Here is a 9,348-nt window from a genome sequence, read left to right as displayed (position 1 = left end):
GGACCGGGAAAAGCGCTGAGAGCGTGTGCATTCTTCATGGCTCAGGATCAGGCGTGGTGCCTCCATATCGAAAGAACCTCCATGTCTCTCACCGGTAAACACATCCTGTCTTGCGACCTCTTCGACAGGGACATGCTGGAAGAACTGTTCCTCCTGGCCGACCTGCTGCAACCGGTCGCGCGGGGCCACAGAGTCTGCCGCGTCCTCGAGGGTGCGGTGCTGGGGAGTCTGTTCTTCGAGGCGAGCACGCGCACCCGTCTGAGCTTCGACTCGGCCTTTCTTCGGCTCGGCGGCGCGGTGTCGGACACCACCGGGGTGACCGTCACGTCGATTACCAAGGGCGAGTCGCTGGCCGACACCAGCCGGGTGGTGAGCGGCTACTTCGACGTCCTGGTCGTGCGCCATCCGGACGAACAAGCTGTGCACGAGATCGCGAGCGCCACCCACGTCCCCGTGCTGAACGGCGGCAACGGCGGGGGGGAACATCCCACGCAGGCACTGCTCGACCTGTATACGCTGCGCAGCGAATTCGCGCGCATGGGCAAATCGCTCAAAGGCAGCCGCATCGCGCTGATCGGCGACCTGCGCCATGGGCGCACCGCCCACTCCCTGCTGCGCCTGCTGAGCCTGTACGAAGGGCTGACGATCGTCTGCGTGTCCCCGCCCAGCTTGCCCATGCCGCGCGAACTGCTCGACCGGGCCGCTCGCCGCGGGCACCGGATCGAGGAGACGGACAATGCGCCGGTCGGTCTGAAGGACGCGGACGTGGTCTACGCCACGCGCATCCAGAAGGAACGGTTCACCTCCACCGAGACGGCGTTCGACTACAGCGCAGACTTCCGCGTCGACGGCGCATTGGTGAACGGCGTCTGCAAGCCGGAAGTGGTGATCATGCACCCGCTGCCGCGCGACAGCACCGCTGGCGCGAACGACCTCAGCAACGACCTCGACCAGGACGTGCGGCTGGCGATCTTTCGGCAGACTGATGCCGGCATCCCGACCCGCATGGCGCTGTTCGCCTCCGTGCTCGGCGTAGCCCATCAAGTGGGGTCCTCATTGCGCGACGCGGACTGGTATCGACCGAAATACATCGGCCCCAACGACGCCCCTTTCTATTCGCTTCAATGACGCAAGCGGACTACGGCCGGTTTTCCGCCGGTGTATGCTGCCGGCCTCCCATGCAGACCATTGCCATCACCCAGGGCGACCCCGCCGGAATCGGCCCCGAGGTCGTGGTCAAGGCGTTTCGCGACGCACCGGACGCGCTGCGCGGCTGCTTCGTTGCAGGCGATCTGGCGACCCTGCGGCGCGCCGCGCAGACGATCGGGCACCCGGGTTTTCCGGGGCTTCCCGTGGCGCGCATCAGCGCTCCCGAGCGGGCGCTGGAGATGCCGCCGCGCTGCGTTCCGGTGCTGCAACTGCCGGGAATCCCGGGCCCCCAGCCCTGGGGGCAGATCGGCGCCGCCGCGGGGCGTGCCGCCGCCGCCAGCGTGCTCTGGGCGGCACGCGCTGCGCTGCGCGGCGAGGTGGCGGCGCTGGTCACCGCGCCGCTGCACAAGCAGTCGCTGGCAGCGGCGGGCCTGGCCTTTGCGGGGCATACCGAGCTGCTGCAGGCCGAGGCCGCAACGCACCGGGGCCTGGCGCTGGAGCAGATGCCGGTGCGCATGATGCTGGTGAATGACGCGCTGCGCACCGTGCTGCTGAGCGTCCATGTGTCGCTGCGCGACGCCATCGCGGCGCTCAGTTTCGACAGGCTGTTGCAGACCTTGCACATCACGCACGCCGCGCTGTCGCGCAGCCTGGGGAAGGCGCCGCGCATGGCCGTGGCGGGACTCAACCCCCACGCGGGCGAGGGCGGCTTGTTTGGCCGCGAGGAGATCGAGGTCATCGCCCCGGCGATCGCCGCCGCGCGCGCGCAGGGTCTGGACGCGCAGGGGCCGTTTGCGCCCGACACGGTCTTCATGCGCGCGCGCGCAACGCCGCAGCATGCCGCCGCATTCGACGTGGTGATCGCGATGTACCACGACCAGGGGCTGATCCCGGTGAAGTACCTGGGCCTGGACAGGGGAGTGAACGTGACGCTGGGGCTGCCCCTGGTGCGCACCAGCCCCGACCACGGAACGGCCTTTGACATCGCCGGGCAGGGGGTGGCGGACGCCACCAGCCTGATCGAAGCCGTGCGCATGGCGCGCGCGCTGGCGGCGCAGCCCTCCAGCGCGCACGCCTGAAATCGGCGCGCAGCGCGCAGCAGCAGGCCACTCCCGGGCGTGCAGGGGACGTGGGCCCGGAAAATACCCCTTTTCACTCCGCTACAATTGCCGGTTGACTCCCACCCAGCGATGTTCATCGAGGCTTCCCATGAGTGACATTCCAATCGACCCCGAAAACGGACATGGCTGATTGCCTCCGGCTGCGCCGGGGTGGTGGGCGGCGTGGCGACCGCGGTTCCGTTCGTGAGCAGCTTCCAGCCCTCCGAGCGCGCCAAGGCGGCGGGTGCCGCCGTCGAGGTGGACATCTCCGCGCTCAGGCCCGGGGAAAAACTCACCGTGGAATGGCGCGGCAAGCCGGTCTGGATCGTCCGGCGCACGCCCGAGCAACTCGCCGAACTGCCCAAGCTCGACGCCCAGCTCGCCGACCCCGAATCGAAACGCAAGCCCGCCGAGCTGACCCCCGAGTACGCGCGCAACGAGGCGCGATCGATCAAACCGGAAATCTTCGTCGGCGTCGGCATCTGCCCGCACCTGGGTTGCTCGCCCTCGGAGCGCTTCCAGCCCGGCGCCCAGCCCTCGCTGCCCGACGACTGGAAGGGCGGCTTCCTGTGCCCCTGCCACGGCTCCACGTTCGACATGGCTGGCCGCGTCTACAAGAACAAGCCCTCGCCCGACAACCTCGAAGTGCCCCCCCACATGTACCTCTCCGACACGCGCCTGCTGATCGGTGAAGAAAAGAAGGCCTGAACGGAACGCGCCATGGCTGAATTCAAGGAAATCTCCCCCAACGCCCCGGCGGGAGCGAAGCTCGCGAACTGGCTGGAAAACCGCTTCCCGACCGCGTTCGACGCCTACCGGACGCATATATCGGAGTACTACGCTCCGAAGAATTTCAACTTCTGGTACATCTTCGGCTCGCTCGCGCTGGCGGTGCTGGTGATACAGATCGTGACCGGAATTTTCCTGGTCATGCACTACAAGCCCGACGCCAGCCTGGCGTTCGCCTCGGTCGAGTACATCATGCGCGACGTGTCCGGGGGCTCGCTGATCCGCTACATGCATTCCACCGGCGCGTCGGCGTTCTTCGTGGTGGTCTACCTGCACATGTTTCGCGGCCTGATCTACGGCAGCCACCGCAAGCCGCGCGAGCTGGTCTGGATTTTCGGCTGTGCGATCTTCCTGTGCCTGATGGCCGAGGCCTTCATGGGCTACCTGCTGCCCTGGGGCCAGATGTCGTACTGGGGCGCGCAGGTGATCGTGAACCTGTTTTCCGCGATCCCCTTCATCGGCCCCGATCTGGCGCTGCTCATCCGCGGCGACTACGTGGTCGGCGACGCCACGCTGAACCGCTTCTTCAGCTTCCACGTGATCGCCGTTCCGCTGGTGCTGCTGGGTCTGGTCGTGGCGCACATCCTGGCGCTGCACGACGTGGGCTCGAACAACCCCGACGGCGTGGAAATCAAGGGCCCGAACGCGCCCCGGGACGCCAACGGCAAGCCGCTCGACGGCGTTCCCTTCCACCCCTACTACACGGTGCACGACATCTTCGGATTCAGCGTGTTCCTGATGGCGTTCAGCGCCGTGGTGTTCTTTGCGCCCGAATTCGGCGGCTATTTCCTGGAGTACAACAACTTCATTCCCGCCGACCCGCTCCAGACCCCGGCGCACATCGCTCCGGTCTGGTACTTCACGCCGTACTACTCGATGCTGCGCGCCATCACCAGCGAGATGGTGTACGCGCTCATCGCCTGCGTTCTGGCCGCCGCCGGCCTGGGCGTGCTGAAGGCAAAACTGCCCGGCGTCGTGCAGGCAGGAGTCGTCGGCACCACCGTGGTGGCCGTGGCGCTGATGCTGTCGATCGACGCCAAGTTCTGGGGCGTGGTGGTGATGGGCGCTTCGGTGCTCATCCTGTTCTTCCTGCCCTGGCTGGACCGCAGCCCGGTCCGGTCGATCCGCTACCGCCCCGACTGGCACAAATACCTCTACGGCGTCTTCGTGATCAATTTCCTGGTCCTTGGCTACCTGGGCGTGCAGCCACCGTCGCCCATCGGTGAGCGCGTCTCGCAGCTGGGAACGCTGTTTTACTTCGGCTTCTTCCTGCTGATGCCCTGGTGGAGCCGCATCGGCGAGCCCAAGCCCGTGCCCGAGCGCGTGCGGTATGTGGCGCACTGATCCCGGAGAGCCACGCACCATGAAAAAAATCATCCGCACGCTGATCGCCGCATTCGGCTTGGCTGCCGGTGTCGTGCACGCCGCCGGCGACGAGGCCATCTCCTGGGACCGGGCGCCGAAGCAGACCACCGACTTGGCGTCGCTGCAGAACGGCGCCAAGCTCTTCGTCAACTACTGCCTGAACTGCCATTCGGCCGCGTTCATGCGCTTCAACCGCCTGCGCGACATCGGCCTCACGGAGCAGCAGATCAAGGACAACCTGCTGTTCACCACCGACAAGGTCGGCGAGACCATGAAGGCCGCGATCGACCCCAAGCAGGCCAAGGAATGGTTTGGCGCCAACCCGCCCGACCTGACCCTGATCGCGCGCTCGCGCGCGGGCCACGGCGGAACGGGCGCCGACTACCTGTACACCTTTTTGCGCAGCTTCTACCGCGACGACACCAAGGCCACCGGCTGGAACAACCTCGTGTTTCCGAGCGTGGGCATGCCGCATGCCCTGTGGCAGTTGCAGGGCGAGCGCCACCCCGTGTTTGAAGAGCATGAAAGCCACGGCCACAAGACCCGGGTGTTCAAGGGCTGGGAGCAGGTCACGCCGGGAAGCATGACGCCCTTGCAGTTCGACGAGAACATCGCCGACTTGGTGAACTACCTGCAATGGATGGGCGAGCCGGGACAAAACACCCGCCGGCGCGTGGGCGTGTGGGTGCTGATCTTCCTGGGCCTGCTCACGCTCACCACCTGGAGGTTGCACGCCGCCTACTGGAAGGACGTCAAGTAACGTAACGCGCCGAGGCACCTCGCGCGAAATCGCGTGGGGTGTTTGGGGACATGAACAGAGTGGGCGTGCTCCCACTCTTTTGATTTTTAGGAGCCTCCCACCATGATGGTGCTTTACTCGGGTACGACCTGTCCCTTTTCCCACCGCTGTCGTTTCGTGCTGTTCGAAAAGGGCATGGACTTCGAAATCCGCGATGTCGACCTGTACAACAAGCCCGAAGACATCGGCGTGATGAATCCCTACGCCCAAGTGCCGATTCTGGTCGAGCGCGACCTGATCCTGTACGAGTCGAACATCATCAATGAATACATCGACGAGCGCTTTCCCCACCCCCAGCTCATGCCCGGTGACCCGGTCGATCGGGCCCGCGTGCGCCTGTTCCTGCTAAACTTCGAAAAGGAGTTGTTCATGCATGTGCACGTGCTCGAGTCGCGCGCGACCAAAGGCAATGAAAAAGCGCTGGACAAAGCGCGTTCGCACATCCGCGACCGTCTGACGCAGCTGGCACCGGTGTTTCTGAAGAACAAATACATGCTCGGCGACAGTTTCTCCATGCTCGACGTAGCGATCGCGCCGCTGCTGTGGCGCCTCGACTACTACGGAATCGACCTGAGCAAGAACGCTGCCCCACTGCTCAAATACGCCGAGCGCATCTTCTCGCGCCCGGCGTACATCGAGGCGCTGACCCCTTCCGAGAAGGTCATGCGCAAATAATCCAATCCATCCCCACTGCCGCATTCACCATGACCGCACAGGAAACAACGTCCACGCGTCCCTACCTCATTCGCGCGCTGTACGAATGGTGTACCGAAAACGGCTTGACGCCCTACGTCGCGGTGCGTGTGGACGACTCCGTGCACGTGCCGTACGAGTATGTGAAGAACGGCGAGATCATCCTGAACGTCAGCTACGACGCGACCAGCGCGCTGCAACTGGGCAACGAGTTCATCGAATTCAAGGCCCGGTTCGGCGGCAAGCCGCGCGAGATCCGGGTTCCCGTGGGCTGCGTGGTTGCCATCTACGCCCGCGAGAACGGCCAGGGAATGGCGTTTGCGCCGCCTTCGGACCGGTCGGCCAGTGACTTCGCGTCGCCCGGGCCTGCGCCCACCGACGCGCTGCCGTCGCAGACCCGCATGGTCCATCTGGTATCCAGCGACGACAACCCGGAGGGGGACGATCCCCCCCGACCTCCCCCGATCCCCGGCGGCACCCGCCCCGCGCTCAAGCGGGTCAAGTAAGCCCCTTGGACATCCTTGGCACGATATTTGGGCGCGATAGAATCCCGCCTGCGCCGGTTTAGCTCAGTGGTAGAGCAACCGCCTTGTAAGCGGTAGGTCGTCAGTTCAATCCCGACAACCGGCACCATTTATCTGCGCCGCTTTCCGCCTTCATGATTGCTGCCAAGCGGCAGGGGGTTCAGGTTTGGACTTTCAAACGAATCGCGTTGACTTCCCAGCCCCGGCTGCGCAGGTGCGCCTGCAAGGCGGGCAGCAGCTGGCGCATTTTTGCCGCTGCGGCGTTGCCCCTGACCAGCAGGCACCAGTTGTCTGCATCGATCGGGCCCGGCTGTATCGCCGGGCGCAGCGCCGCAGGAATCAGCGATTCGATGGCCCTGAGCCGATCACGGGAGTCGCGCGCCAGCGCCGCGAGCTTGGCCAGCGCGGGGGATTCCTCGCTGGCCTGCTGCAAGGTGACGGCGTGGTGGCGGCGATGCATGGTGTGGTGCCTTCGGGCGGGGAGGGTTGCAAGTGCACTTGATTATCATGGACACCCGGCTGGCGCGTAGCCGGGCCATTCATTTGTCGGGCATGCGTTTGCTGCTCGCGGGTCTGGCGCTGGTGCTGGGCCTCGTGCTGCTCGCGGTGAGTGTGTACCACGGGGTGTTTGCGCGCGGCGCGCGCGCGGACTGGTCCGGCGTCGACCCGCTGGCGCGGCTGTCGGTGAGCGACGGGGCGACCGAGCGCGACCGCTTCCTGCGCGCGAATCTTGACGCCATGGCGCGCCGCGTGGGGGAAATGCAGGCCCGCGTGCTGCACCTGGAGTCACTGGGTGAACGCGTTCTGGGTCTGGCCGGAATGGCGCCCGCAGACATCCCGAAAACCGATGGCCGTGGCGGCGTGCTGGTGGGCGCGCACAAGCTGTCGCTGCAAGAGCTCGGGTCCATGCTCGACGACTTGGAGCGCCTTGCCGGCCAACGCTCGGACCTGATGACCGTGCTCGAATCGCGGCTGCTCGACCAGCGCATCCGCAAGCAGATGATTCCCACCCAGGAGCCCGTCGCGGGGCGGCCCGCGGGCTCCGGTTTTGGCTGGCGCATAGACCCGATCACCGGCCAGTCGGCGCTGCACACCGGCCTCGACTTCCAGGCCGACGCCGGAACCCCGATCCTGGCGGCCGCAGGTGGCGTGGTGGTCACGCAGGAATACCATCCGGCCTACGGCAACATGGTCGAAATCGACCACGGCAACCAGTTGCTCACGCGCTACGCGCATGCGTCGCGCACGCTGGTCCGGCAGGGCGACATCGTGCGCCGGGGGCAGAAGATCGCCGAGATCGGCAGCACGGGGCGCTCCACCGGACCGCATCTGCACTTCGAGGTTCTGGTGCAGGGGGTCTTCCAGGACCCGCAGAAGTTCCTCAGCGCCGGCGCCGCGGACGGCGCCGCGCAGTTGGCCGCCCGGTCGGCAGCAGCGGGCAGGTAAAATCGCCGCCGCGGTGTTTTCTGTCCGGATGATCCCGGTCGGAAACCCACCCGGACCCCACAATTTCATCCAAGGAATTTCGGTCGTTTGGCGCGCTGGACGGCAGCACGCCGGCGGCCCTGCGCGCATGGTCACCCAGCTTCTCACCAAAATATTCGGCAGCCGCAACGACCGGCTGCTCAAGCAATACCGCAAGACGGTGGTCCGTATCAACGCGCTCGAGCCCGAGTACGAAAAGCTGTCGGATGCGCAGTTGCGCGCGAAGACGCAGGAGTTCAAGGAGCGCGCGGCCCGGGGCGAGGCGCTCGACAGCCTGCTTGCCGAGGCCTTTGCCGTGGTGCGCGAGGGCTCCAAGCGCGTCATGAAGATGCGGCATTTCGACGTGCAGTTGCTCGGTGGCATGGCGCTGCATTTCGGCAAGATCGCAGAAATGCGCACCGGCGAGGGCAAGACCCTGACCGCAACCCTGCCGGTGTACCTCAACGCCCTGTCGGGCAAGGGCGTGCACGTGGTCACCGTGAACGACTACCTGGCCCAGCGCGACGCGCAGTGGATGGGGCGCCTGTACGAATTTCTGGGTCTGAAGGTGGGGATCAACCTGCCCCTGCTGTCGCGCGAGGAAAAGCAGGCCGCGTACCGCGCCGACATCACCTACGGAACGAACAACGAATACGGCTTCGACTACCTGCGCGACAACATGGTCTACGAGGCGCGCGAGCGCGTGCAGCAAGGCCTGCATTTCGCCATCGTCGACGAGGTGGACTCGATCCTCATCGACGAGGCGCGCACCCCGCTGATCATCAGCGGCCAGGCCGAGGACCACCGGGCAACGTACATCGCCATGAACCTGGTCGTTCCCTTGCTCGTGCGCCAGGAGGGCGAGGCCGACCCGCGCACCGGCGAGGGCGTGACCCAGCCCGGCGACTTCACGCTCGACGAAAAGACGCACCAGGTGTTCCTCACGGAGCAGGGCCACGAGAGCGCCGAGCGCATCCTCGCCAGCCAGGGCCTGATCGCCGAGGGCGCGTCGGTGTACGACCCGGCGAACATCGCGCTGATGCACCACCTGTACGCGGCGCTGCGCGCCAGGCACCTGTACCACCGCGACCAGCACTACGTGGTGCAAAACGACGAGATCGTGATCGTCGACGAATTCACCGGCCGCCTGATGCCGGGCCGCCGCTGGAGCGAGGGCCTGCACCAGGCGGTCGAGGCCAAGGAGGGGGTGGAGATCCAGGCCGAAAACCAGACGCTGGCGTCGATCACGTTCCAGAACTATTTCCGTCTGTACGGCAAGCTCGCCGGAATGACCGGAACGGCCGACACCGAGGCCTACGAGTTCCAGGAAATCTACGGCCTGGAAACCATGGTCATTCCCCCGAACCGCCCGAGCCGGCGCGACGACCAGCTCGACCGCGTGTACAAAACCACCCGCGAAAAATACGCTGCGGCGATCAGCGACATCCGCGAATGCCATGAGCGT

General features: G+C 65.9%; 9 protein-coding genes, 1 tRNA gene and 1 pseudogene. 10 read left to right on the top strand and 1 reads right to left on the bottom strand.

What is annotated here, in order from left to right; genetic code table 11:
* The 8 genes and pseudogenes from pyrB to VTU_RS0101720 all read left to right on the top strand — a co-directional run.
* Nucleotides 1-1,128: aspartate carbamoyltransferase (pyrB, locus tag VTU_RS0101755; protein WP_201766087.1), on the top strand; the 1,128-nt coding region annotated here is incomplete at its 5' end.
* A gap of 50 nt (nt 1,129-1,178) precedes the next feature.
* Nucleotides 1,179-2,228 (top strand): 4-hydroxythreonine-4-phosphate dehydrogenase PdxA, encoded by a 1,050-nt coding sequence (pdxA, locus tag VTU_RS0101750; protein WP_010100150.1) that lies wholly within the window; start codon nt 1,179-1,181, stop codon nt 2,226-2,228.
* Between the two features lie 130 nt (nt 2,229-2,358).
* Nucleotides 2,359-2,957, top strand: a pseudogene (gene petA / locus VTU_RS25300) (ubiquinol-cytochrome c reductase iron-sulfur subunit).
* A 12-nt stretch (nt 2,958-2,969) separates the two neighbouring features.
* Nucleotides 2,970-4,382 carry a cytochrome b gene (locus VTU_RS0101740; RefSeq protein WP_010100147.1) on the top strand — a complete coding sequence of 471 codons (1,413 nt, stop codon included), beginning with the start codon at nt 2,970-2,972 and terminating at the stop codon, nt 4,380-4,382.
* 19 nt (nt 4,383-4,401) lie between these two features.
* Nucleotides 4,402-5,163: a cytochrome c1 gene (locus VTU_RS0101735; RefSeq protein ID WP_010100145.1), complete on the top strand. Its 762-nt coding sequence runs from the start codon at nt 4,402-4,404 to the stop codon at nt 5,161-5,163.
* A 102-nt stretch (nt 5,164-5,265) separates the two neighbouring features.
* Nucleotides 5,266-5,877, top strand: a complete 612-nt coding sequence (locus VTU_RS0101730; protein WP_010100144.1) for a glutathione S-transferase N-terminal domain-containing protein — start codon at nt 5,266-5,268, stop codon at nt 5,875-5,877.
* Between the two features lie 29 nt (nt 5,878-5,906).
* Complete coding sequence (locus VTU_RS0101725; RefSeq protein ID WP_010100143.1) at nt 5,907-6,401, top strand: ClpXP protease specificity-enhancing factor; 495 nt, start codon at nt 5,907-5,909, stop codon at nt 6,399-6,401.
* 52 nt (nt 6,402-6,453) lie between these two features.
* Nucleotides 6,454-6,528 (top strand) — tRNA-Thr (locus VTU_RS0101720).
* 51 nt (nt 6,529-6,579) lie between these two features.
* Here VTU_RS0101720 and VTU_RS0101715 read toward each other — a convergent pair.
* Complete coding sequence (locus VTU_RS0101715) at nt 6,580-6,879, bottom strand: hypothetical protein (RefSeq protein WP_010100142.1); 300 nt, start codon at nt 6,877-6,879, stop codon at nt 6,580-6,582.
* Between the two features lie 32 nt (nt 6,880-6,911).
* Between VTU_RS0101715 and VTU_RS0101710 the strand changes: the two genes are divergently transcribed.
* Nucleotides 6,912-7,865, top strand: a complete 954-nt coding sequence (locus VTU_RS0101710) for a M23 family metallopeptidase (protein ID WP_029554010.1) — start codon at nt 6,912-6,914, stop codon at nt 7,863-7,865.
* A 127-nt stretch (nt 7,866-7,992) separates the two neighbouring features.
* The coding region (locus VTU_RS0101705) for a preprotein translocase subunit SecA (RefSeq protein WP_010100140.1) at nt 7,993-9,348 on the top strand (1,356 nt) is incomplete at its 3' end.

The organism is Verminephrobacter aporrectodeae subsp. tuberculatae At4, assembly GCF_000193225.1.
Taxonomy (GTDB): domain Bacteria; phylum Pseudomonadota; class Gammaproteobacteria; order Burkholderiales; family Burkholderiaceae_C; genus Acidovorax; species Acidovorax aporrectodeae.
Note: the sequence above shows the minus strand (reverse complement) of the source record. Positions and strands in the feature narration are given on the sequence as shown.